The sequence below is a fragment of the Mycobacterium sp. genome (assembly GCF_051006775.1).
Lineage (GTDB): Bacteria > Actinomycetota > Actinomycetes > Mycobacteriales > Mycobacteriaceae > Mycobacterium.
The window spans coordinates 16227-39653 of record NZ_JBPCSX010000090.1; the positions used below are offsets into that span (position 1 = coordinate 16227).

The 23427-nt window shown below is 68.7% G+C and carries 23 protein-coding genes, 1 tRNA gene and 1 pseudogene; 21 read left to right on the forward strand and 4 right to left on the reverse strand.

From position 1 onward, the window contains the following. The first annotated feature begins 11 nt into the window (after window positions 1-11). From murD to ACR2JI_RS06715, 18 genes and pseudogenes are all read left to right on the forward strand, one after another. Complete coding sequence (gene murD / locus ACR2JI_RS06630) at window positions 12-1487, forward strand: UDP-N-acetylmuramoyl-L-alanine--D-glutamate ligase (protein ID WP_526389274.1); 1476 nt, start codon at window positions 12-14, stop codon at window positions 1485-1487. Then, window positions 1488-3101 (forward strand): putative lipid II flippase FtsW, encoded by a 1614-nt coding sequence (gene ftsW, locus ACR2JI_RS06635; RefSeq protein ID WP_526389276.1) that lies wholly within the window; start codon window positions 1488-1490, stop codon window positions 3099-3101. Window positions 3102-3166: 65 nt separating this feature from the next. After that, window positions 3167-4270 (forward strand): undecaprenyldiphospho-muramoylpentapeptide beta-N-acetylglucosaminyltransferase, encoded by a 1104-nt coding sequence (murG, locus tag ACR2JI_RS06640; protein ID WP_526389309.1) that lies wholly within the window; start codon window positions 3167-3169, stop codon window positions 4268-4270. Next, window positions 4267-5736, forward strand: a complete 1470-nt coding sequence (gene murC, locus ACR2JI_RS06645) for a UDP-N-acetylmuramate--L-alanine ligase (RefSeq protein ID WP_526389278.1) — start codon at window positions 4267-4269, stop codon at window positions 5734-5736. The genes murG and murC overlap by 4 nt, the downstream gene beginning before the upstream one ends. Continuing rightward, on the forward strand, window positions 5733-6695 hold the full coding sequence (locus ACR2JI_RS06650; RefSeq protein WP_526389280.1) for a cell division protein FtsQ/DivIB: 963 nt from the start codon (window positions 5733-5735) through the stop codon (window positions 6693-6695). The genes murC and ACR2JI_RS06650 overlap by 4 nt, the downstream gene beginning before the upstream one ends. A 273-nt stretch (window positions 6696-6968) precedes the next feature. Continuing rightward, window positions 6969-8138: a cell division protein FtsZ gene (ftsZ, locus tag ACR2JI_RS06655; protein WP_526389282.1), complete on the forward strand. Its 1170-nt coding sequence runs from the start codon at window positions 6969-6971 to the stop codon at window positions 8136-8138. Window positions 8139-8173: 35 nt separating this feature from the next. Then, complete coding sequence (gene pgeF, locus ACR2JI_RS06660; RefSeq protein WP_526389284.1) at window positions 8174-8881, forward strand: peptidoglycan editing factor PgeF; 708 nt, start codon at window positions 8174-8176, stop codon at window positions 8879-8881. Continuing rightward, window positions 8878-9636, forward strand: coding sequence for a YggS family pyridoxal phosphate-dependent enzyme (locus ACR2JI_RS06665; protein ID WP_526389310.1), 759 nt, complete (start codon window positions 8878-8880; stop codon window positions 9634-9636). The genes pgeF and ACR2JI_RS06665 overlap by 4 nt, the downstream gene beginning before the upstream one ends. Window positions 9637-9715: 79 nt before the next feature. Next, window positions 9716-10381: a cell division protein SepF gene (locus ACR2JI_RS06670; RefSeq protein ID WP_526389286.1), complete on the forward strand. Its 666-nt coding sequence runs from the start codon at window positions 9716-9718 to the stop codon at window positions 10379-10381. A gap of 54 nt (window positions 10382-10435) precedes the next feature. Further along, the gene (locus ACR2JI_RS06675; protein ID WP_526389288.1) at window positions 10436-10738 is read left to right on the forward strand and encodes a YggT family protein; all 303 of its coding nucleotides are present in this window, start codon (window positions 10436-10438) and stop codon (window positions 10736-10738) included. Between the two features lie 155 nt (window positions 10739-10893). After that, entirely contained in the window at window positions 10894-11646 is a 753-nt protein-coding gene (gene wag31, locus ACR2JI_RS06680; protein ID WP_526389290.1) for a DivIVA-like cell division protein Wag31, read from the forward strand. A 45-nt stretch (window positions 11647-11691) separates the two neighbouring features. Then, window positions 11692-11848: pseudogene (locus ACR2JI_RS06685) on the forward strand (hypothetical protein); the annotation flags it as partial. A gap of 353 nt (window positions 11849-12201) precedes the next feature. After that, on the forward strand, window positions 12202-13599 hold the full coding sequence (locus ACR2JI_RS06690; protein ID WP_526389292.1) for a TIGR01777 family oxidoreductase: 1398 nt from the start codon (window positions 12202-12204) through the stop codon (window positions 13597-13599). 56 nt (window positions 13600-13655) lie between these two features. Then, complete coding sequence (locus ACR2JI_RS06695; RefSeq protein ID WP_526389294.1) at window positions 13656-14750, forward strand: 4Fe-4S dicluster domain-containing protein; 1095 nt, start codon at window positions 13656-13658, stop codon at window positions 14748-14750. Between the two features lie 34 nt (window positions 14751-14784). Beyond that, entirely contained in the window at window positions 14785-15594 is an 810-nt protein-coding gene (locus tag ACR2JI_RS06700) for an FAD/NAD(P)-binding protein (protein WP_526389311.1), read from the forward strand. Then, window positions 15594-16346 (forward strand): NADH-quinone oxidoreductase subunit B family protein, encoded by a 753-nt coding sequence (locus ACR2JI_RS06705; RefSeq protein ID WP_526389296.1) that lies wholly within the window; start codon window positions 15594-15596, stop codon window positions 16344-16346. Before ACR2JI_RS06700 ends, ACR2JI_RS06705 begins: the two co-directional genes overlap by 1 nt. After that, window positions 16343-17644 carry a Ni/Fe hydrogenase subunit alpha gene (locus ACR2JI_RS06710; protein ID WP_526389298.1) on the forward strand — a complete coding sequence of 434 codons (1302 nt, stop codon included), beginning with the start codon at window positions 16343-16345 and terminating at the stop codon, window positions 17642-17644. Before ACR2JI_RS06705 ends, ACR2JI_RS06710 begins: the two co-directional genes overlap by 4 nt. Continuing rightward, window positions 17641-18114, forward strand: coding sequence for a hydrogenase maturation protease (locus tag ACR2JI_RS06715; protein WP_526389300.1), 474 nt, complete (start codon window positions 17641-17643; stop codon window positions 18112-18114). Before ACR2JI_RS06710 ends, ACR2JI_RS06715 begins: the two co-directional genes overlap by 4 nt. On the opposite strand, the gene ACR2JI_RS06720 is transcribed toward ACR2JI_RS06715, so the two are convergent. Continuing rightward, a complete protein-coding gene (locus tag ACR2JI_RS06720) occupies window positions 18040-18789 on the reverse strand; it encodes a type 1 glutamine amidotransferase (protein ID WP_526389301.1) in 750 nt (249 codons plus the stop codon). The genes ACR2JI_RS06715 and ACR2JI_RS06720 overlap by 75 nt on opposite strands. A 76-nt stretch (window positions 18790-18865) precedes the next feature. Between ACR2JI_RS06720 and ACR2JI_RS06725 the strand changes: the two genes are divergently transcribed. Further along, window positions 18866-19849 carry a TerC family protein gene (locus tag ACR2JI_RS06725; RefSeq protein WP_526389302.1) on the forward strand — a complete coding sequence of 328 codons (984 nt, stop codon included), beginning with the start codon at window positions 18866-18868 and terminating at the stop codon, window positions 19847-19849. A gap of 10 nt (window positions 19850-19859) precedes the next feature. On the opposite strand, the gene ACR2JI_RS06730 is transcribed toward ACR2JI_RS06725, so the two are convergent. Together ACR2JI_RS06730 and ACR2JI_RS06735 are read right to left on the reverse strand one after the other, a co-directional pair. After that, a tRNA-Leu gene (locus ACR2JI_RS06730) sits at window positions 19860-19945 on the reverse strand. Window positions 19946-20017: 72 nt separating this feature from the next. Further along, complete coding sequence (locus ACR2JI_RS06735) at window positions 20018-20725, reverse strand: sensor domain-containing protein (RefSeq protein WP_526389303.1); 708 nt, start codon at window positions 20723-20725, stop codon at window positions 20018-20020. 126 nt (window positions 20726-20851) lie between these two features. Here ACR2JI_RS06735 and ACR2JI_RS06740 point away from each other — a divergent pair, with 126 nt between their 5' ends. Next, complete coding sequence (locus tag ACR2JI_RS06740) at window positions 20852-22192, forward strand: M20/M25/M40 family metallo-hydrolase (RefSeq protein WP_526389304.1); 1341 nt, start codon at window positions 20852-20854, stop codon at window positions 22190-22192. 37 nt (window positions 22193-22229) lie between these two features. Further along, window positions 22230-22760, forward strand: a complete 531-nt coding sequence (locus ACR2JI_RS06745; protein WP_526389305.1) for a YbhB/YbcL family Raf kinase inhibitor-like protein — start codon at window positions 22230-22232, stop codon at window positions 22758-22760. A 6-nt stretch (window positions 22761-22766) separates the two neighbouring features. Here ACR2JI_RS06745 and pyrD read toward each other — a convergent pair. Then, window positions 22767-23427 (reverse strand): dihydroorotate dehydrogenase (quinone) (gene pyrD, locus ACR2JI_RS06750; RefSeq protein ID WP_526389306.1); only part of this gene is annotated, 661 nt, incomplete at its 5' end.

The window sequence follows — 23427 nt, forward strand, 5'->3', positions numbered from 1 at the left end:
CGACGGACATCGTGACGACACCGCCGACCGCTGACCTCTCGCCCCTGGCGTCCGGCGCGCGGATCCTGGTGACGGGCGCCGGTATCACCGGCCGCGCCGTGGTCGCCGCGCTGAAATCCTGGGACGTCGCACTGTGGGTCTGTGACGACCGGGCCGAGGCTTTGGCAGGGCTGGCCGCCGACGGCGTCGGCACCATCACCGGTGCCGAGGCGATCGCCACGGCCGGCACCTTCGACCTGGTGGTGACCAGCCCCGGATTTCCGCCGACCGCTCCGGTCCTGGCGGCCGCGGCGTCGGCGGGCGTGCCGATCTGGGGCGACGTCGAACTGGCCTGGCGCCTCGACAGCGCCGGGCACTACGGTCCGCCGCGGCGCTGGCTGGTGGTCACCGGAACCAACGGCAAGACGACCACCACTTCGATGCTCTACGACATGCTCACCGCCGGCGGCGGGCGGGCGGTGCTGTGCGGCAATATCGGCGACCCCGTCCTCGACGTGCTGCCGGCGCCGGCGGATCTGCTTGCCGTGGAGGTGTCCAGCTTTCAGCTGTTCTGGGCGCCCTCGCTGCGTCCGGAGGCCGGTGTGGTGCTCAACATCGCCGAGGATCACCTGGACTGGCATGGCGGCTTCGACGCCTATGTCGCGGCCAAGGCCCGCGCCCTGGACGGCCGGGTGGCCGTGGTGGGTCTCGACGACCCGGCCGCTGCCGCCCTGCTGCCCGCCGCCGGCGCGGCGGTCAAGACCGGATTCCGGCTCGGCGAGCCCGGGCCAGGCGAACTCGGCGTCCGCGACGGCCATCTGGTGGACCGCGCTTTCGCCGAGGATCTGGTGCTGGCCCCGGTCGCCTCGATACCCGTTGCCGGGCCGGTGGGAGTGCTCGATGCGCTGGCCGCCGCGGCCCTGGCCCGGGCGGTGGGCGTGCCCGCCGGGGCCATCGCGTCGGCCCTGGCCGCGTTCCGGGTCGGCCGGCACCGCGCCGAAGTGGTGGGGGACATCGATGGTGTGCGCTATGTAGATGACTCCAAGGCCACCAACCCGCACGCCGCGCAGGCGTCGATCCTGGCTTATCCCACGGTGGTGTGGGTGGCGGGCGGGCTGCTCAAGGGCGCCTCGGTGGAGGACACCGTCATCCGCGTGGCAGACCGGCTGGCCGGGGTGGTGCTGATCGGCCGCGACCGCGCCGCCTTTGCCAAGGCGTTATCGCGACACGCGCCTGATGTGCCGGTCATCGAGGTCGTGACGGGTGAGGATGCTGGGATGGATGAGACTAGCGAGGCGGGTGTTACTGCTGGGGCTCAGATGGTGGATGCATCCGGGCCAGGCCTCGGACGGCAGGTGATGGCCGCGGCCGTCGCCGCCGCCGCCAGCCTCGCGCGCACCGGCGACACTGTGCTGCTGGCCCCGGCCGGAGCCTCGTTCGACCAGTTCGCCGGCTATGCCGACCGTGGCGAGGCCTTCGCGGCCGCGGTCCGCGACGCGGGCCGGTAGATGTCCGGGTTGATGGCCCGGTTCCGCCAGTGGTGGGGGCTCGCCGATCCCGGCGCCGATCCGGCCAAAACGCCTCGGTTCGATCCGCAGAACAGGTTCGGCGCGTGGCTGTCGCGGCCGCTGACGTCGTTCCACCTGATCATCTCGGTGGCCGCACTGCTCACCACGCTGGGCCTGATCATGGTGCTGTCGGCCTCCGGTGTGCACTCTTACGACGAAGACGGCAGCCCGTGGGCGATCTTCGGCCGCCAGGTGATGTGGACCCTGGTCGGGTTGTTCGGATTCTGGGTCGCGATCCGGCTACCGGTGCGGTTCATGCGCCGCGTTGCGTTCACGGCCTTCGCCAGCACCATTGTGATGCTGGTGCTGGTGCTGATCCCCGGCATCGGCCACATTGCCAACGGAACACGCGGCTGGTTCGTCCTCGGCGGCTTCTCCATGCAGCCCGCCGAACTGGCCAAGATCGCCTTCGCGGTCTGGGGCGCGCATCTGCTGGCCGCCCGCCGGATGGAGCGCGCCTCATTACAGGAGATGCTGATCCCGCTGATCCCTGCGGCCGTGCTGGTGCTGGGGTTGATCGTCATCCAGCCCGACCTCGGCAACGCAGTCTCGCTGGGCATCATCCTGCTGGCGCTGCTCTGGTTCGCCGGTCTTCCGCTGAAGGTTTTCCTCAGCTCGCTGGGAGCGGCCATCGCTGCGGCCGCAGTCCTGGCACTGACCGCGGGCTACCGCTCCGACCGGGTGAAATCCTGGCTGGATCCCTCCGCCGACGCCCAGGGATCGGGATATCAGGCCCGCCAGGCCAAGTACGCGCTGGCCAACGGTGGTGTCTTCGGCGACGGCCTGGGCCAGGGCACCGCGAAGTGGAACTACCTGCCCAACGCGCACAACGATTTCATCTTCGCCATCGTCGGTGAGGAACTCGGCTTCATCGGAGCGTTCGGCCTGCTTGCGCTTTTCGGGATGTTCGCCTACACCGGGATGCGGATCGCCCGACGCTCGGCTGATCCGTTCCTGCGGCTGCTGACCGCCACCGCGACCGTCTGGGTGGTCGGTCAGGTGTTCATCAATGTCGGCTATGTCATCGGCCTACTGCCGGTGACCGGTATCCAGCTCCCGCTGATCTCGGCAGGCGGAACATCAACGGCGACAACACTGTTCATGGTCGGCCTGATGGCCAATGCCGCCCGCCACGAGCCGGACGCGGTGTCCGCCCTGCGGGCCGGACGCGACGACAAAGTGAACCGGTTGATGCGGCTACCGATGCCCGAGCCGTATCTGCCCAGCAAGGTCGAGGCGGTGCGGGACCGGTTGCGCTCACGGGCTCAGGGCGCCAAACCCGCCAAAGGGGCCCGGCCCTCCCGTAATCCCGAAAAGCGCCCCGCCCGCCGGGCGCAGCCGCCGCGGGAGCGGGCGGCGTCGCCGACGAGAGGTGGAGCGGAACCGGCGCGGTCCCGCGCGAAAGCCGGGACTCCACGCCGATCGGCGGAGACCGCAGGGCATCATGGAGGCACCTCCTCGCAGAGGCGTGCCGGCGCGGCGCAGGGCCACGCGCAGCACGGGAGCGGCCGCGCGCGGCGCTCCCGCTCATTGGAAGGTCAGCGTTACGGGTGAGTTCTGGGGTCGGCGGCGGATCGGGACGCGTCGATAGGGACAGCACACAGCAGGGGACGCCGCGCCTGGACACACTTTCGGTCGTCCTCGCCGGCGGCGGCACCGCCGGCCACGTCGAGCCGGCGATGGCGGTGGCCGACGCCCTGACCGCGCTGCACCCGGGTATCCGCATCACCGCACTCGGCACCGCTCGCGGACTGGAGACCAGCCTGGTGCCCGACCGCGGCTACCAGCTCGAACTCGTCACCCCGGTGCCGTTACCGCGCAGACTCAGCGCCGATCTGCTGCGGCTGCCGTGGCGGGTACGCCGTTCGATCCGGGAGACCGCCGCGGTGCTGGACAAGGTCGGCGCCGACGTCGTAGTCGGCTTTGGAGGTTATGTCGCGGTGCCGGCGTACCTGGCCGCCCGCCGCAGAGGCGTGCCGGTGGTGGTGCACGAGGCGAACGCCCGCGCCGGGCTGGCCAACCGGCTCGGCGCGCGCACCGCGCGCCGGGTGCTGGCCGCGGTTGGCGACTCCGGCCTGCGCGACGCCGAGGTGGTCGGGATGCCGCTGCGGGCCTCGATCACCGGACTGGACCGGATGTCGCTGCGCGCCGAGGCGCGGGTGCACTTCGGGTTCGCCGACGACGCCCGGGTGCTGCTGGTCTTCGGCGGCTCCCAGGGCGCGGCCTCGATCAATCGCGCAGTGTCGGCAGCGGCCGCCGACCTGGCAGCCGCTGGCGTCTCGGTGCTGCATGCGCACGGACCGAAGAACTCCCTGGAACTGCCTGCCCCGGGCCCGGGCGACCCGCCGTATGTCGCGGTGCCCTACCTGAGTCGGATGGACCTCGCATACTCCGCCGCCGACCTCGCCATCTGCCGGTCCGGCGCGATGACCGTCGCCGAGGTCTCGGCGGTCGGACTGCCGGCGGTCTATGTGCCGCTGCCCATCGGCAATGGCGAACAACGCCTCAACGCCCTGCCGGTGGTCAATGCCGGCGGCGGACTGCTCGTCGACGATGCCGACCTGACCCCCGACTTCGTCGCCGGCGAGGTGGTGCGGTTGCTGACCGACGGACCTCGACTTGCCGCGATGACCACCGCAGCCGCTGAGGTCGGCCATCGCGACGCCGCCCGCCGGGTCGCACAGGTCGTCCTCGACGTCGCTGGTCGGGGGGCGTCTCGATGAGCGGGGCACGGGCACTGCCGCCGGAACTGGCGCGGGTGCACATGGTCGGTATCGGCGGCGCCGGCATGTCCGGTATCGCGCGCATCCTGCTCGACCGCGGAGGACAGGTATCGGGTTCAGACGCCAAGGAGTCACGCGGGGTTGCCGCACTGCGGGCCAGGGGAGCGACGATCAGCATCGGCCATGACGCGGCCAACCTCGACCTGTTGCCCGGCGGGCCGACCGCTGTCATCACCACCCACGCCGCGATCCCGAAGACCAACCCCGAACTCGTCGAAGCCCGCCGTCGCTCGGTCCCGGTGATCCTGCGGCCCGCCGTACTGGCCAAACTCATGGCCGGTCACCGCACCGTGATGGTCACCGGTACGCACGGTAAAACCACCACCACCTCGATGCTGATCGTCGCTCTGCAGCACTGCGGTTTCGACCCGTCCTTCGCCGTCGGCGGCGATCTCGGACAGGCCGGCACCAATGCCCATCACGGCAGTGGTGAGGTGTTCGTCGCCGAGGCCGACGAGAGCGACGGATCGCTGTTGGAATACACCCCCGATATCGTGGTGGTGACCAATGTCGAAGCCGACCATCTGGATTTCTTCGGCAGCCCGGAGGCCTACACCGCGGTGTTCGACGCATTTCTCGAGCGGCTTACCCCCGGGGGAGCTCTGGTGGTCTGCGCCGATGACCCTGGTTCGGCGGCATTGGCGGATCGCATTGGGGCACTTGGCATCCGGGTGTTGCGGTACGGCAGTGCACCCGCCGAACATCTGGCCGCCGAACTCATCAGCTGGGAACAGCAGGGGACCGGCGCGGTGGCGCATATCCAGCTGACCGGCGAGACCCGACCCCGTGCGATGCGGCTATCGGTGCCGGGCCGGCATATGGCGCTCAATGCCCTTGGCGCGGTCGTGGCCGCCGTGGAAGCCGGCGCCCCGATCGAGGCGGTGCTCGATAGCCTGGCCGGATTCGAGGGCGTGCGTCGACGTTTCGAACTCATCGGTACGGCCAACGGCATCCGGGTGTTCGACGACTACGCCCACCACCCGACCGAGGTTCGTGCCGCGCTGACCGCACTGCACGCGGTCGCCGGGCAGGACCACACCGGGCACGCGACGGTCACCGGAGCGCGAAGCATCGTCGTCTTCCAGCCGCACTTGTATTCGCGCACAAAGACTTTCGCGCATGAATTCGCCAAGGCGCTCGAGGCGGCCGACGAGGTTTTCGTGCTCGACGTCTACGCCGCCCGCGAACAGCCGCTGGCCGGAGTCAGCGGTGCGATGATCGTCGAGCGCATTGGTGTTCCGGTGCACTACGTCCCGGATTTCTCTGCGGTGGCCGGCCAGGTGGCGGCGGTGGCCCGCCCCGGCGACGTGGTGGTCACCATGGGTGCCGGCGATGTGACACTGCTGGGCCCGGAGATCATCGCCGCGGTCGGCGCCGCGGCCGCCGAACCGAGGAACCCCCGGTGAGCGGCGACCAGCCGACCCCGGAAGCCGGCGAACCGGTGGAAGAGGCGCCGATCATTGAGCGCGATACCGATACCGAGCTTGCGGAGGCTGCGCACGACGTCGCCGAAGAACCTGCCGACGAACCGGCCGACGAACCGGCCGCTGATGATCTCGAGGGACCGCGGCGCCGGGCCCGGCGGGAGCGGGCCGAACGCCGGGAGGTTCAGCGCCGCGCGATCGCCATCGAGGATGCCCGGCGCGAGGCCAAGCGCCGGGTGCGTGGCCAGACCGGTGAACAACCGAAGACCGAGCGCAGCGTCCGGGGACTCAGGTCGGTGATCTGGGGGATCGTGCTGGCGGTGGCCAGTGTCGCGCTGGGCCTGGTCCTGTACTTCACCCCGGTCATGTCGGCGCGGTCGATCGTCGTCGTCGGAACCGGCGCGGTGACCCGCGAGGAGGTCGTCGACGTCGCGAAGGTGCAACTCGGCACGCCGCTGCTGCAGATCGACACCGACGGCGTCGCCGACCGGGTGGCCGGCATCCGGCGGGTGGGGAGTGCGCGCGTGCAGCGCGAATACCCATCGACCCTGCGGATCACCATCGCCGAACGGGTGCCCGTGGTGGTCAAGGACTTCCCGGACGGCCCGCACCTGTACGACCGCGACGGGGTGGATTTCGCCACCGCGCCGCCACCGCCCGGTCTGCCCTATATCGAGGTCGAGCATCCGGGACCCACCGATCCGCCCACCATGGCGGCCCTGGAGGTCATGACGGCGCTGCGCCCCGAAGTGGTGGCCCAGGTGGGGCGCGTCGCCGCACCGTCGGTGGCCGCGATCACGCTGACCCTCAATGACGGACGGACGGTGGTGTGGGGGACCACCGACCGCACCGAGGAGAAGGCCGAGAAACTTGCCGCCCTGCTGACCCAGCCGGGACGGGTCTACGACGTGTCGAGCCCGGATCTGCCGACCGTCAAATAGCGCCGAGTGGGTCCAATCGCGCCGACTGTGAAGTTGCCGTCACAACGGGCAGCGAGCGTGACGACAACTTCACACTCGCCGGGGCCGTCCGGCTGGAGCGGCGAAATTTCATCAGCGACACGCGGGCGCGCCTCCCCGATCCCAACCCACCCCGGTCCTACGGTTGCGACCAAGCGGCCAACCTGACATAACTCTAAGCCTCTGGTTGAGGTTGAGGGTTTACATCGGGAAGATCGCCCAAGGTCAAGGCCCCACCACCGGAGGAAAATCGCGATGACCCCACCGCACAACTACCTCGCAGTCATCAAGGTCGTCGGTATCGGCGGCGGCGGCGTCAACGCCGTCAACCGGATGATCGAACAGGGACTCAAGGGCGTGGAGTTCATCGCCATCAACACTGACGCCCAGGCGCTGTTGATGAGCGATGCCGACGTCAAGCTCGACGTCGGCCGCGACTCCACCCGCGGGCTGGGCGCCGGCGCCGACCCGGAGGTCGGCCGTAAGGCTGCCGAGGACGCCAAGGACGAGATCGAGGAGCTGCTGCGCGGCGCCGACATGGTGTTCGTGACCGCCGGCGAGGGTGGCGGCACCGGTACCGGCGGAGCGCCGGTTGTGGCCAATATCGCCCGCAAGCTGGGCGCGCTGACCGTGGGTGTGGTCACCCGGCCGTTCTCCTTCGAGGGCAAGCGACGGTCGGGCCAGGCCGAGAACGGCATCACCTCGCTGCGGGAGAGCTGCGACACCCTGATCGTCATCCCGAACGACCGGCTGCTGCAGATGGGTGACGCCGGTGTCTCGCTGATGGACGCCTTCCGCAGCGCCGACGAGGTCCTGCTCAACGGTGTTCAGGGCATCACCGATCTGATCACCACCCCCGGCCTGATCAACGTCGACTTCGCTGACGTGAAGGGCATCATGAGCGGGGCGGGCACGGCCCTGATGGGCATCGGCTCCTCCCGCGGTGAGGGCCGCGCGCTCAAGGCCGCGGAGATCGCCATCAACTCCCCGCTGCTGGAGGCCTCGATGGAAGGCGCCCAGGGCGTGCTGATGTCGATCGCCGGTGGTAGTGACCTCGGGCTCTTCGAGATCAACGAGGCCGCCTCACTGGTGCAGGACTCGGCTCATCCGGAGGCCAACATCATCTTCGGCACCGTCATCGACGACTCACTCGGTGACGAGGTGCGCGTCACGGTGATCGCCGCCGGCTTCGATGCCAGTGGCGCCAACCGCAAGCCGATCGTCGTCGGCGACGCCGCGGCCGGCAAGGTGGCCACCCCGGGCGGATCTCCCATCGCCGCGGCGGCGGCCGGCCAGCTGACCTCCTCGCTGTTCCAGCCGATCGAGTCCATGGAGCCGGTGAAGGTCGCGGCGCACACCAACGGCTCCACGCCGTTCGGCGACGACGACGACGATGTCGACGTCCCGCCGTTCATGCGGCACTGAGCCGGACGACTGAGCCCGGCTCCCGGCCCACGACCGTGACCGTGCGGATACGCCGCGTCACCACGACACGGGCCGGCGGCGCGTCCGCTCCGCCGTTCGACACCTTCAACCTCGGCGATCATGTCGGCGACGACCCGGCCGCGGTGGCCGCCAATCGGGTCCGGCTGGCGTCGTCGATAGGCCTGCCTCCCGATCACGTGGTGTGGATGAACCAGGTGCACGGCGACCACGTCGAAATCGTTGACGGACCGTGCGAGTGCGCCTTCGATGACACCGACGCCCTGGTGACGGCGACTCCGCGAATTGCGCTCGCGGTTATCACCGCCGACTGTGTGCCGGTCCTGATGTCCGATGCGCGGGCCGGGGTGGTCGGCGCCGCGCATGCCGGCCGGGTCGGAGCGGCCGGCGGGATCGCATTGCGCACGCTGGAGGCGATGGTGGCTGCCGGCGCCCGGGTCGAGGACGTCTCGGTGCTGCTCGGTCCCGCGGTGAGTGGGCCGAATTACGCAGTCCCCGAGGAGATGGCCGCCGACGTCGAGGCCCGGCTGCCAGGCAGCCGCACCACATCCTCGCGCGGCACACCCGCGCTGGATCTGCGGGCCGGGCTGGCCCGCCAGCTGGCCGAGGCGGGGGTGCGCGCCATCGACATCGACCCGCGGTGCACCGTCGAGGACGAGGCGTTGTTCAGTCACCGGCGCGACGCGCCAACCGGCAGGCTCGCATCACTGGTGTGGATGCAATGAACGTCTCCACCGACCGGCTGGCCGACCTGACGTCTGCGCTGGCGGCCCTGCGGGGACGGTTGGCGCGAGCGGCAGAGGCGGCCGGACGCCCGGTCGAGGACATCACTTTGCTGCCGGTGACGAAATTCTTCCCGGCCACCGATGTCGCCATCCTGTGGCGACTGGGCTGTCGTCAGTTCGGCGAATCCCGGTCCCAGGAGGCCGTCGCCAAGATCGCCGAATTCCACACCATCGTCGAACCGGCGACCGAGGACCGGCCGGTGCACTGGCACATGGTGGGGCGGCTGCAGCGCAACAAGGCCAAGAACATCGCAGCCTGGGCGGACACCGTGCACTCGGTGAGCACCGCGAAAGTGGTCGCGGCGCTCGACGCCGCGGTCGCCGATGCCATCGCCGAGGGCGCGCGCAGCCGGCCGCTGCGGGCGTTCGTCCAGATCAGCCTCGACGGCGACACCGACCGCGGCGGAGTGGATATCGGCGATCCGCGGGAAGTCGACCGGATCTGCGGATTGGTGGCCGGCGCCGGGGGACTGCAACTGGTCGGACTGATGGCTGTCGCGCCACTGGGTGCCGACCCCGATGAGGCGTTCGCCGCACTGGAGCGGGAGCGGTGTCGGGTCGCGAGGGACCACCCTGGCGTCACCGAACTGTCGGCGGGGATGTCGCAAGACCTTGAAGCGGCGGTGCGACACGGATCCACGTGTGTGCGTGTCGGTACGGCGCTTATGGGTCAACGTCCTTTAACGTCTCCCTAAATCGTCACTTCAGTCACACTTCCATCACGAACACCAAGCATCACCGACACCGAAGTTCAGCTCCAGAAGGGTCACGCGGATGAGCACTCTGCACAAGGTCAAGGCGTACTTCGGCATGGCGCCGATGGATGACTACGAGGATGAGTACTACGAGGACGACCGCGACGGCGGTCGTGGCCGGTTCGGGCGCCGGGCGGATCGCTTCGCCGAGGACGACTACGAGCGCGGCGGCCGCTACGAGGACCACGATCCCCGCATGGGTGGGGACTACGACGACCGCGACGGCGACTACGCGCCGACCGGCGGTTTCCGGGCCGCCGGCTATGGCGACGACGCGCGCTTCCGGTCCCGTGAGTTCGACCGCGAGATGCCGCGTTCCCGCTACGCCCCGTTGCGCGGCGCGACCCGTGGCGCGCTGGCCATGGACCCGCGCCGGATGGCCATGCTCTTCGAGGAGGGCAGCCCGCTGTCGAAGATCACCACCCTGCGCCCCAAGGATTACAGCGAGGCGCGCACCATCGGCGAGCGGTTCCGCGACGGCCAGCCGGTGATCATGGACCTGGTCTCGATGGACAACGCCGACGCGAAACGACTGGTCGACTTCGCGGCCGGCCTGGCCTTCGCGCTGCGCGGATCGTTCGACAAGGTCGCCACCAAGGTGTTCCTGCTGGCGCCGGCCGATGTCGACGTCAGCGCCGAGGAGCGCCGCCGGATCGCGGAGGCGGGTTTCTACAGCTACCAGTAGGCTGGCCGAGCGTCGCGAAACGCGGCGTTCCCCCAAGGCAAGGACCGGCTTTAGTTGGCGCTGTTGTTCTCCATCGTCGGCTTCGCGCTCTTCCTGTTCTGGCTGCTGCTCATCGCACGGATCGTCGTCGAGTTCATTCGCTCGTTCAGTCGTGACTGGCATCCGCGCGGGTTCACCGTGGTGATCCTGGAGTCGATCATGACCCTCACCGACCCCCCGGTGAAGCTGCTGCGACGGATAATCCCCCAGCTCACGATTGGTGCGGTGCGGCTGGACTTCTCGATCATGGTGCTGCTGCTGCTGGCCTTCATCGGTATGCAGCTGGCGTTCAACGCGGCCGCCGGCGCGGCACTCTGACCCGGGATTTCAGTCCAAATCTGCGGCTCGGCTGCAACCGGCGGGTCTGGTGTGACAGGATGGACGCCAGTTACAGTACGCAACGGTGAACGTCCGGAGCGTTCTACACTCATGACTCGGGTTTTTCCACAGTCCCAGATCGGAAGGGGCACACGATGCCACTGACACCGGCCGACGTGCACAATGTCGCGTTCAGCAAGCCGCCCATCGGCAAGCGCGGCTACAACGAAGACGAGGTCGACGCCTTCCTGGATCTGGTCGAGACCGAGCTGTCCCGGCTGGTCGAGGAGAACGCCGACCTGCGTCAGCGGGTGAGCGAGCTGGACTCCGAGCTGGCCTCCGGTCGATCCGGCGACGGCTCCGTTCAGGCAGAGGTCATCCCGTTCCGTGCCCCCGAGCCCGTAGCGGCGGTGATCGAGGAGCCCAACACCGCCTTCAACGAGGAGCAGGCCATCAAGGCCGCCCGGGTGCTGAGCCTGGCGCAGGACACCGCCGACCGGTTGACCTCCACCGCTCGCGCCGAGGCCGACAAGCTGGTCTCCGACGCTGCGGCCAACGCCGAGCAGATCGTGTCCGAAGCGCGCGAGACGGCTGAGAACACGGTCAACGATGCCCGGCAGCGTGCCGACGCCATGCTCGCCGACGCCCAGAGCCGTTCGGAGAATCAGCTGCGGCAGGCCCACGAGAAGGCTGATTTCCTGCAGTCCGATGCTGAGCGCAAGCACTCCGAGGTCATGACCGCCATCAACCAGCAGCGCACTGTGCTGGAGGGCCGGCTCGAGCAGCTGCGCACCTTCGAGCGTGAGTACCGCACCCGGTTGAAGACCTACCTGGAGTCCCAGCTCGAGGAGTTGGGCCAGCGCGGTTCGGCCGCTCCGGCCGACTCCGGCGACGCCGGTTACAACTAAGTCCGAAGGCGGCAGCCCGAGGGTGTCGCGGCAGGAGGTCACGCAATGCTGATCGTTGCATTGGTGCTCGCGGTGATCGGGCTTGCCGCGCTGGTGACCGCGGTGGTCACCAGCAATGAAGTGATCGCCTGGGTGTGTATCGCCGCCAGCTCACTGGGGGTGATCCTGTTGATTGTCGACGCCGTCCGTGAACGTCAGGTCAAGCGGATCCAGCGCACCGCCGGTGCGGTCGCCGCCGAGGAGGCCTTCGAGGAAGACACCTTCGAGGAAGAGGTCTTCGAGGAGGATGCCGACGCGGCGATCGAGGCCGATGATCCTCTCGCGGAGGAAATCGCCGAGGAAGACCACCCCGAGGAACTCGTCCACGACGAACCGGACCACGACACCTACAGCGACGATGAGCCGGAGTACCCGGAATCGGCGGAGGAGTCGGCGCTGCACACCGTCGTCGACGTCGATGCCGAGGCCGCTGAGGCGGCCGATGAAGAAGCCCTCGGGGAGTCCGGGGAGCAGTCCGGCAGCTGACCCCGGGCCCGGCTGGGGCACGATGGGTTCATGGGTATCCAGTACGCGAGCATCGTCAGTCATCCGCTCGACGAGGTCTTCGCCTGGCACACCCGCGCCGGCGCGATGCGACGGCTGGTGCCGCCGTGGCAGCCGATGAAGGTGGTCAGGGAAACCGAATCGCTGGCCGACGGCCAGGCGATCCTCGGTCTGCCCGGCGGCCTGCGCTGGATCGCCCAACACGACCCGGCCGGTTATGACCCGCCGAACCAGTTCGTCGACGTGCTGTCCAACTCGGGTGGTGTGGACGGACTGATGACGCTGCCGCCGCGGGTGATCGGCTGGTGGCGGCACACCCACCGCTACAGCGATGCAGGACCCGGTCCGACCGGCTCCGGAACGACCCGTGTGCACGACATCGTCGACACCACCGTGCCGGGGTTCGCACTGCGCTCGACATTTGCCTACCGGCACCGCCAACTCGCCGAGGATCTCGCCGCCCACTCCGACGCAGCCCGAGCAGGGGCCGGCCGACTGACCATCGCCGTCACCGGATCTTCCGGACTGGTCGGCACTGCACTGTCGGCTTTCCTGTCCACCGGCGGCCACCGGGTGATCAGACTGATCCGGCACGATCCGGTCCATGGCGACGAAAGACGTTGGGACCCTGACCATCCCGCGGTCGATCTGCTTGATGGCGTCGATGTCGTCGTACACCTGGCAGGGGAGTCGATCGCCGGCCGTTTCACCGAATCGCATCGCCGGGCAATCCGGGATTCCCGGATCGAACCGACCCGGCGGCTCGCCGAACTCGCGGCCGCCGCCGGCCCGGGCCTGCGCGCGTTCGTCAGCGCATCAGCGATCGGCTATTACGGCTATGACTGTGGCGACACCGTGCTCGACGAGGACAGTCCCCGCGGCGACGGGTTCCTGGCCGACGTGGTGGCCGAATGGGAAGACGCCACCGCCCCGGCCGCCGCGGCCGGACTGCGGGTGGTGCCGGTGCGCACCGGCATCGTGCAGGCCGCGGCCGGCGGAACACTGCGATTGCTGCGACCGCTGTTCGCCGCGGGACTCGGGGGACGGCTGGGCAGTGGAAAGCAATGGCTGTCCTGGATCGGCATCGACGACCTCCTGGACGTCTACTACCGGGCCATCTACGATCACCGGCTGACCGGGCCGGTCAACGCCGTAGCGCCCAATCCGGTGCGCAATACCGAGTACACCGCCGCACTCGCCCACACCCTGCGCCGGCCCGCGCTCGTGCCCGTTCCGTCCATCGGGCCGCGGCTGCTGCTAGGCCGGCAGGGTGCGACCGAACTCGCCGAGGCCAACCAGCGGGTGTCACCGGCCAAGCTCAGCGCGCTGGGGCACCGGTTCCGGCAGCCGACCGTCGAGGATGCGCTCGGGCACCAACTCGGGCGGGATCCCGCGCCGGGCGTGCTGTGAACGGTTAATCACGGCGTGACCGCGCGCGGATGTCGTCGTTGGTGGACGATAGGGGTATGGGGACCAGCGATCCGGTAGTGATTGACGACCTACGTCACCTGGTCGATGAACTGCATCGGCGCGGCTACCGGGTGGTGGGTCCGACTCTGCGGGATAACGCCATCGTGCTGGCTGAGATCGACGGCGTCGATGATCTTCCGGCCGGCTGGGGAGTCGACGTCGCGCCGGGAACCTACCGGCTGCGCGCCCGCGGTGACCGTGCGGCGTTCGGGCATTCCGCCGGCCCGCAATCCTGGAAACAGTTTCTGCATCCGCAGCGCCAGAAGGTGTGGTCGAGTTCCGGCGAACCGGAAGCGGTCGAGGCGCCCTACGCGTTCCTCGGCGTCCGAGGGTGCGACCTGGCCGCCATCGGTGTGCTGGACCGGGTGCTGGCCGGTGCCGCTCATCCCGACGGCGCCTACACCGCCCGGCGGGACGGTGCCTTCATCATCGGCGTGAACTGCACCGAACCGGGTGGACTGTGTTTCTGCTCCTCGATGGGCACCGGACCGGCCTGTGGTCCGGGGTATGACGTGGCGCTGACCGAGCGGGTCGACGGTGACCGGGTCAGTTACCTCGCCGAGGCTGGTAGCCCGGCCGGCGCCGATGTGCTGGCCGCGCTCCCGCAGCGCGCCGCCGAGCCGGCCGAGCGGCGCGCGGCCGTCGCAGCCGTCGTCGAGGCGGCGTCGTCGATGGGCAGGGCGATGCCGCACGGGGACCTGCGCCAGCTGCTCATCGATTCGCGGGAGTCGCCGCACTGGGATGAGGTCGCCAGCCGGTGCCTGACATGCGGCAACTGCACCATGGTGTGCCCGACGTGCTTCTGCACGAGCACCTCCGATGTCACTGATCTGACCGGCGAGCACGCGGAACGCTGGATGGAATGGTCGTCCTGCTTTGAATTGGACTTCACCTTCGTCCACGAGGGGCCGGTCCGGCAGTCCGGCCCGTCGCGCTACCGGCATTGGCTGACCCACAAACTGAGCACTTGGCACGACCAGTTCGGAAGCTCCGGTTGCGTGGGCTGCGGACGCTGTATCGCGTGGTGTCCCACCGGGATTGACATCACCGAGGAGATGTCGACATTCGAGCGGGGGCGTGACGGTGACTGACACGCTGACAGGACTGCCGACCCAGACCTCCGCGATGGCGCCGGTGCCGTACCGGGTTCGCTCCAGGGCGATCGAGAACGCCGACTCGGTGACCCTTGAACTGGAACCCCTCGGCGCCGCGTTGCCCGTTCCGCTTCCCGGCGAGTTCATGATGCTCTACGCGTTCGGCGTCGGCGAAGTGGCCATCTCGACCAGTGGCATCGCACCGGACGGCGCACTGACCCACACCATCCGGTCGGTGGGTGCGGTCAGCGCCGCGCTCTGCGCCGCCGAACCGGGGACGACGTTGGGTGTGCGCGGGCCGTTCGGCACCAGTTGGGGCTTGGCGGAGGCGGCCGGCCGTGATCTCGTCATCGTCGCAGGCGGTGTCGGCCTCGCGCCGCTGCGGCCGGTGCTGCTCGGCGCGCTCGCCGAGCGGGACCGTTACGGCCGGGTGATGCTCATCGCCGGCGCCCGCTCACAGCGGGACTTCCTCTACTCCGCGGAAATCGCGGAGTGGCAAGCGGATTCGCGACTGGAGACCCATGTCACCGTCGACGTGCCCATCCAGGGCTGGCAGGGCGAGACGGGTTTCGTGACCGAGCCACTGCGGAAGCTGAACCTGCAGCCCGGCCGTACCACCGCCTTCCTCTGCGGGCCGGAGCCGATGATGCGCTTCGGCGCCCAGGCACTGGTGGCCAAGGGGATGGCCGAAGCCGATATCCGGGTGTCCCTCGAGCGCAACATGCAGTGCGGTATCGGATGGTGCGGTCACTGCCAGCTCGGGCACCTGCTGTTGTGCCGGGACGGGCCGGTCGTCGGTTACGACGTGGCCCGGCCGCTGCTGGAAGTCGAGGAACTCTGATGCCGACCCTGGGGGTGTGGAAGTTCGCATCGTGCGACGGGTGTCAGCTGACCATCCTCGACTGTGAGGACGAGCTGCTCACCCTGGCCGAGCAGGTGCAGATCTCAACTTTCGCCGAGGCATCCAGCGCGATGGTCGGCGGGCCCTACGACGTGTCACTGGTCGAAGGGTCCATCACCACCCCGCACGACGAGCAGCGGATCCGTGAAATCCGTGAGCAGTCAGGCGTTCTGGTGGCAATCGGCGCCTGCGCGACCGCCGGCGGCATCCAGGCGTTGCGCAACTTCGCCGATGTCGCCGAGTACACCTCGGTGGTGTACGCGCACCCCGAGTACATCCAGACACTGGCAACCTCCACGCCGGCGTCGGCACATGTGACCGTCGACTATGAGTTGCGCGGCTGCCCGATCGACCGCGGCCAGTTGCTCGACACCCTGGCCGCACTGCTGGTCGGCCGTAAACCACACTTGCCGGCGTCCACCGTCTGCACCGAGTGCAAGCGATCCGGGGTCACCTGCGTGACGGTCGCCGAGGGCATCCCCTGCCTGGGCCCGGTCACCCACGCCGGCTGCGGTGCGCTGTGCCCGAAGCACCACCGTGGCTGCTACGGCTGCTTCGGTCCGACGGCCACCCCGAATATCGGCGCGATGATCCCGCTGCTGCACCGCGACGGGATGTCGGGTGCAGACGTCGACCATGTCTTCGACACCTTCAACGTCACCGCGTTCAGATCAGAACGGGACCGGACATGACCGGTCCGAATGGCAACTCCACCCGCACCCTGCGGGTCAGCGCACTGACCCGGGTCGAGGGAGAGGGCGCGCTCAACGTCGAACTGCGTGACGGTGTGCCCGAAGTCGTCGAACTCAACATCTATGAACCGCCCCGGTTCTTCGAGGCTTTCCTGCGCGGCCGGGCCCATACCGAACCGCCGGACATCACCGCACGGATCTGCGGTATCTGTCCGGTGGCCTATCAGACCAGTGCCTGTAACGCGATCGAGGACGCCTGCGGCGTGACGCTGCCGGCCGAACTCACCGCGCTGCGCCGGTTGCTGTACTGCGGGGAGTGGATCCACAGCCACTCGCTGCACATGTACATGTTGCACGCCCCGGATTTCCTCGGCGTGCCCGATGTCATCACCATCGCGCGCGACCACCGCGAGGCCGTCGAGCGCGGACTCGCGCTCAAGAAGGCGGGTAACCGCCTGCAGGAGGTCGTCGGCGGCCGGGCCATCCATCCGGTCAACGTGCGTGTCGGTGGCTTCTACTCGGTTCCCGCCAAGGCTGATCTGACGCCGATGCGCGAGGAGTTGCGCCGCGCGCTGGATCACGCACTGGACACCGTCACCTGGGTCGCCGGTTTCGACTTCCCCGATCTGGAGGTGGATCACGAACTACTGGCGCTCACCGGTGAGCGTTACGCACTGGAGGGCGGCACCGTGGCCCGCAGTGCCGGGCCGGCGTTCCCGATCGCGCAGTTCAGCGATCACGTCCGCGAGACCCATGTGCGGCACTCGACCGCGCTGCATGCCACCCTGGACGGCCGCCCGCACCTCACCGGGCCGATGGCCCGCTACACCCTCAACCACGACAGGCTCTCGCCGTTGGCCCGGGAGGCTGCGACGGCTGCGGGCCTGGGTGTCGAGTGCCGAAACCCGTTCCGCAGCATTGTGGTTCGTGCCGTCGAGACGGTGTACGCCGTCGAGGAGGCATTGCGGATCATCGACGAATACGAACGCCCCGCGCGGCCGCATGTCGAGGTTGAACCGCGACCCGGAGTCGGACACGGGTGGAGCGAGGCGCCGCGCGGACTGCTGTATCACCGCTACGAGATCGACGATGACGGCCGGATCGCCGCGGCGTTGATCGTCCCGCCGACCTCGCAGAACCAGGCGGCCATCGAAGCCGATCTGACCAGGGTGATCCTGGCGGGGATCGATCTTGACGATGCCGCGCTGACCGCCATGTGCGAGCGGGCCATCCGCAACTACGACCCGTGCATCTCGTGCGCCACCCACTTCCTGACCCTGCGGGTCACCCGGCGGTGAGCGCGGGTGCCGTCGTCATCGGGATGGGTAACCCCTACCGCCGCGACGACGGGATCGGTCCCGCGGTGGCCGCCGCCGTCGACGCTCTGCTCCTGCCGGACGTCCGGGTGCTGAACTGTGCGGGGGAGATGACCCAGATCCTTGACGCGTGGGCGGGTGCCGGGACGGCCGTCGTCATCGACGCGGCGGCCGGCGGAACACCGGGCCGGGTCCGCCGGTGCACGCTCGACGAGTTCGACGAGGCGACGCCGTACAGCTCCCATGAACTGAGCCTGGCGAAAACCTACGAACTGGCCGGGGCACTGGATCGTGCACCCGGCTCGGTGGTCGTGGTCACCATCGACGTCACCGACACCGGGTATGGCGAAGGGCTGAGCGCGGTGGTGGCTTCGGCGCTACCGGAGGCCGTCGACGTCGTGCTGCGGATCCTGATCGAGCAACCCGAGGAAACCTCGAACCAGCAGCCGTAACCGCCGCGCCGCGTCATCGACTTCGGCGGCGGTGCGGGCGCGGATCGCGGCGGCGTCGAGGCCGAGTGCGGCGATACCGCCGTCCCCGTCCGCCTCGTAGTCCCCGGCCACCCAGTCCTCGACCACGGCGTAGTCCACCTCAGGATGGAACTGCAGCCCCAGTGCCCGGCCCTGCACGAAGGCCTGCGTGGTGCCAAGGTTGCGGGCCACTTCCACCGCCCCGGGCGGTAGTGAGAACCGGTCGAAATGCCATTGGAACCACGGACCGTGCGGCACCAGGGCCGGGTTGTTGCTGTGCACCTCGTACCAGCCGATCTCCGGATGCGGTGAGCGCGATACCTCACCCCCGAGGGCGCGTGCCAGCAACTGGCCCCCGAAGCACACCCCGAGCACTCCGACACCCGCCCCCAGCGCCCGGCGTAGCAGGTCGATTTCGGTTCCCACCCACCCGTCGGCCAACCGCTGGTCATACACCGCCCAGCGCGCCCCCAGGGGCACGACAGCGTCGTATTCGGTGAAATCCGGGAACGTCACGTCGAACACCGGATTGCCCGTTCGATGGGCCGGCACCACGTCGAAAGTATGTATTTCGAAACCGTTTTCGGCGAACGCATCGCCCAGGAGTGCCGCCGGTGCGGTCGGATCGTTGTAGAGGAATAGGACTCTGCGCGGCACGGGACAACGCTACGCCAGGGCCGGTTCGGCGACCGCGGGGCCGACGGCCACCTCCGGGGTCGGGATAATGTCGGGTATGGGCGTAACCACCTCGGTCTGGGTCATAACCTGCGTAGTCATCCTCGGTCTGTTCGTCTTCGATTTCTTCGCTCACGTCCGAGTTCCACACGAACCGACTTTCCGGGAGTCGGCCACGTGGTCGGCGTTCTACATCTTTTTGGCGGTGGTGTTCGGGCTCTTCATCTGGTGGCGCTGGGGCGGGGAGTACGGCGGGGAGTACTTCGCCGGCTACGTCACCGAGAAGGCGCTGTCGGTGGACAACCTGTTCGTGTTCACCGTGATCATGGGTTCCTTCGCGGTCCCGCGGCAGTACCAGCAGAAGCTGTTGCTGATCGGCATCGTGCTGGCGTTGATCATGCGGGCGGCGTTCATCGCCGTCGGCGCCGCCGCGATCGGCACCTTCAGTTGGATCTTCTACATCTTCGGACTCTTCTTGATCTTCACCGCGATCAAACTGGCCCGGGAGAGCGGCCACGAACGCGAGGTGGAGGAGAAACGGGAGAACCGACTGGTCGCGTTGGTGCGCCGCTTCGTGCCGACCAGCGACAGCTATGACGGTGACAGGTTCACCACCCGGCTGGATGGAAAGCGGGCCGTCACTCCGATGCTGCTGGCGCTGGTCGCCATCGGCTTGACCGACCTGTTGTTCGCACTCGATTCCATCCCGGCGATCTACGGCCTCACCGAGGAGCCGTACATCGTGTTCGCTGCCAACGCCTTCGCACTGATGGGTCTTCGGCAGCTCTACTTCCTGATCGGGGGGCTGCTGGACCGGCTGGTGTATCTGTCCGCCGGACTGGCGATCATCCTGGGATTCATCGGCGTCAAGCTGATCCTGCACGCGCTGCACAAGAACACGCTTCCGTTCATCAACAACGGCGCGTACCTGGACGTCCCGGAGATCTCGACGGGGATGTCGATCAGCGTGATCGGCGGCGTGCTGCTGATCACCACGGTCGCAAGCCTGCTGCGCACCAGGGGCCGCACGCGGCCCACCTGACAGAAATGAGTGTCCGAGGGGGGACTTGAACCCCCACGCCCGTTAATAGGGCACTAGCACCTCAAGCTAGCGCGTCTGCCATTCCGCCACTCGGACATGTGCCCACCAAGGGGCGCCTAAGGCTATCGGATCGTCGCGGGTCGGCCCAAACCGGCGGCGGGCCGGCCACTAAGCCGAGGGCAGCCGTTCGTCGATAAGCCCGGCAATCGAGGCCGCCGCGGTCGTCGGCCCGTCCAGGCTGCAGGCCTCGACATCCACCGCGACGCCGCCGCGCACACTCAGGGCCCGCTGACAGGACCACTGCTGGGGGCCGCGCTGTGTTCGCGACACCGTCAGTACGTCGCGCTCGGTGCGCACCGGCCCGACCGACCACACCTGCTCGGGGGCCGGTTGCTGGGCGTAAGTCAGCTCCCGATCCGAACAGCCTCCCCAGCTGTTCTGGGACCGGGTGAAGAAATCGGCCGCGGCCGCGGCGGTGGGGAACAGCACGACGGCCTGCACCGCATAGTGCGACCAGGCCGGGGTGCCCGGCGGCTCACGCAGCACCTGACCGCGCATACCGGTCCAGCCGGTGCCCTCGTAGACGCCCTTTTGTGCCGCACCGGAGACGGCCAGGCAGTCGGTGGTGTCGAAGTGTGCGCTGTCATTCCACGGCGAGCTGACCTCGCGGGTCGTCACCAGGGGGCCCGCGCCCAGCGCGCTGCCCACCTCCGGTGCCGAGAGCAGCAGGTCCGATAGCGTCTCGGCGGTGGCCGCCGGAAGCGGCGCGGCCGGCATCGCGGTCCCGGCGGTGGTGCCGGCGCATCCGCTCAACGTCAGGCAGAGCAGGCTGAGGGCCGCGCCCGCCATGGTGGGGGCCACAGGCAGCCGATTCATCACCGCTAAATAGAACCCCATGTGGCGCGTGTTGTAAATGTGGTTTTTGGTAAGGATGTGGTAGTGACCCGTCAATCCGCCTCTGGCCCGCGGCGATGGCAGGACGCCAATGGTAGGAAAGGAACCGTGACAGCTCCCGACGACGAGGTAGTCGAACTCGTCAGCGCCCTGATCCGTTTCGACACCTCGAACACCGGCGAGCTGGCCACCACCAGGGGCGAGGCCGAATGCGCCCACTGGGTAGCCGACCAGCTCCGGGAGGTCGGGTACGAACCGGAGTACCTGGAGTCCGGCGCCCCGGGCCGCGGCAACGTGTTCGTTCGACTGCCCGGCCGGCCGGCCAATCCCGGAGATCCCGCGCGCGGGGCCCTGCTCATCCACGGCCACCTCGACGTGGTGCCCGCCGAGGCCTCCGACTGGAGCGTGCACCCGTTCTCCGGCGCGGTGTCCGACGGCTACGTATGGGGCCGCGGCGCGGTCGACATGAAGGATATGTGCGGGATGATGCTCGCCGTCGCACGGCACTTCAAACGCGCCGGAATCGTGCCCCCGCGCGATCTGGTGTTCGCCTTCGTCGCCGACGAGGAGGCCGGTGGCGAGTACGGCGCGCACTGGCTCGTTGAGCACCGGCCGGATCTGTTCGACGGCGTCAGCGAGGCGATAGGTGAGGTCGGCGGCTTCTCCATCACCGTGCCGCGCCGAGACGGCGGTGAGCGCCGGCTGTATCTGATCGAAACCGCGGAGAAGGGTCTGCTGTGGATGCGTCTGACCGCACGCGGCAGGGCCGGACATGGCTCGTTCGTCCACGATGACAATGCGGTCACACTCATCGCCGAGGCGGTGGCGCGACTGGGACGCCACCAGTTCCCATTGATCGTGACGGATGCTGTGGCGCAGTTCCTTTCGGCGGTCGGCACGGAGACGGGCTACACCTTCGATCCCGAGTCGCCTGACCTCGACGGTGCGATCGCCAAACTCGGGCCCATCGCCCGGGTTGTCGGGGCGACCCTGCGTGATACCGCGAACCCCACCATGCTCAAGGCCGGCTACAAAGCCAATGTCATCCCGGCCGTCGCCGAAGCGGTCGTGGACTGCCGGGTGCTGCCCGGCCGCCAGGGGGCCTTCGAGCGCGAGATCGACGAGCTCCTCGGCCCCGATGTGACCCGCGAATGGATTTCCGAACTGCCTTCGTACGAGACCAGCTTCGACGGCGATCTCGTCGATGCGATGAACGCCGCACTGTTGGCGCAGGATCCCGACGCTCGTATCGTGCCGTACATGCTTTCCGGCGGCACGGACGCGAAAGCCTTTGCCAAACTTGGTATCCGGTGTTTCGGGTTCGCCCCGTTGCGGCTGCCGCCGGAATTGGACTTCGCCGCGCTGTTCCACGGCGTCGACGAACGGGTGCCGGTGGATGCGCTGCAGTTCGGCGCCCGTGTGCTCGAGTACTTCCTGAAGAATTGCTGACCCCGTCCACCGCTGCGCACTCCGAGGAGAATTCACCATGGCATTTCCGTACAACCCGTATGACTTCCTGCCCACGTTGCCCGGCTTCGCGCTCACCAGCACCGATATCACCGACGGTAAGCCGCTGAAGAAGGCTCAGGTCAGCGGGATCATGGGTGCGGGGGGCCAAGACCTGTCACCACAGTTGAGTTGGTCGGGCTTCCCGGAGGAGACCCGCAGCTTCGCGGTCACCGTGTACGACCCGGACGCGCCCACGGCGTCGGGTTTCTGGCACTGGGCGGTGGCCAACCTGCCGGCCACGGTGGCCGAACTGCCCACCGGCGTCGGTGACGGCTCGCTCCTGCCCGGTGACGCGCTCACGCTGTGCAATGACGCCGGGATCCGCCGTTTCGTCGGCGCCGCGCCGCCGGCCGGGCACGGTGTGCACCGGTACTTCGTCGCCGTGCACGCCCTCGATGTCGAGAAACTGGATCTCAGCGAGGACGCCAGCCCGGCGTTCCTGGGCTTCAACATCTTCATGCACGCCATCGCCCGCGCCGTCATCCACGGCACCTACGAACAGCGGTAGTCCGCTTCAGTGCGCTGCTGAGCCGACCGCGTCGCTCAGCGACGCGAACCCGCCGGCGTGCAGGCGCGCGGCGATACCGTCGTGAATGTGCTTGGCCCACAGGCCTCCGCCGTAGACGAAGCCGGTGTAGCCCTGCAGCAGGGCGGCTCCCGCGGTGATGCGCTCCCAGGCGTCGTCGGCGGTCTCTATCCCGCCCACGCCGATCAGCACCAACCCAACGCCGACCCGCCCGTACAACCTCCGCAGCACCTCCAGCGAGCGCTGCGCCACCGGTGGTCCGGAGACCCCGCCCGGACCCAGTTCGTCGACATCAGGGGTGCGCAGACCGGCCCGCGAGATGGTGGTGTTGGTGGCCACGATGCCGGCCAGCCCCAGCTCGACTGCGAGGTCCGCGACGGCGTCGACATCGGAGTCGGACAGGTCGGGGGCGATCTTGACCAGCACCGGTGTGCTGGTCTCGGCGAGCACTGCGGTCAGGATAGGACGCAGCGACTCAGTAGCCTGAAGGTCGCGTAGTCCGGGGGTGTTCGGGGAGCTGACGTTGACCACAAGGTAGGCGGCCAGCGGCCCGAGCAACCGGGCGCTGGAGGCGTAGTCCTCGGCTGCGTGCTCGGGCGGGGTGATCTTCGACTTGCCGATGTTCACCCCGATCGGCACATCGGGAGCG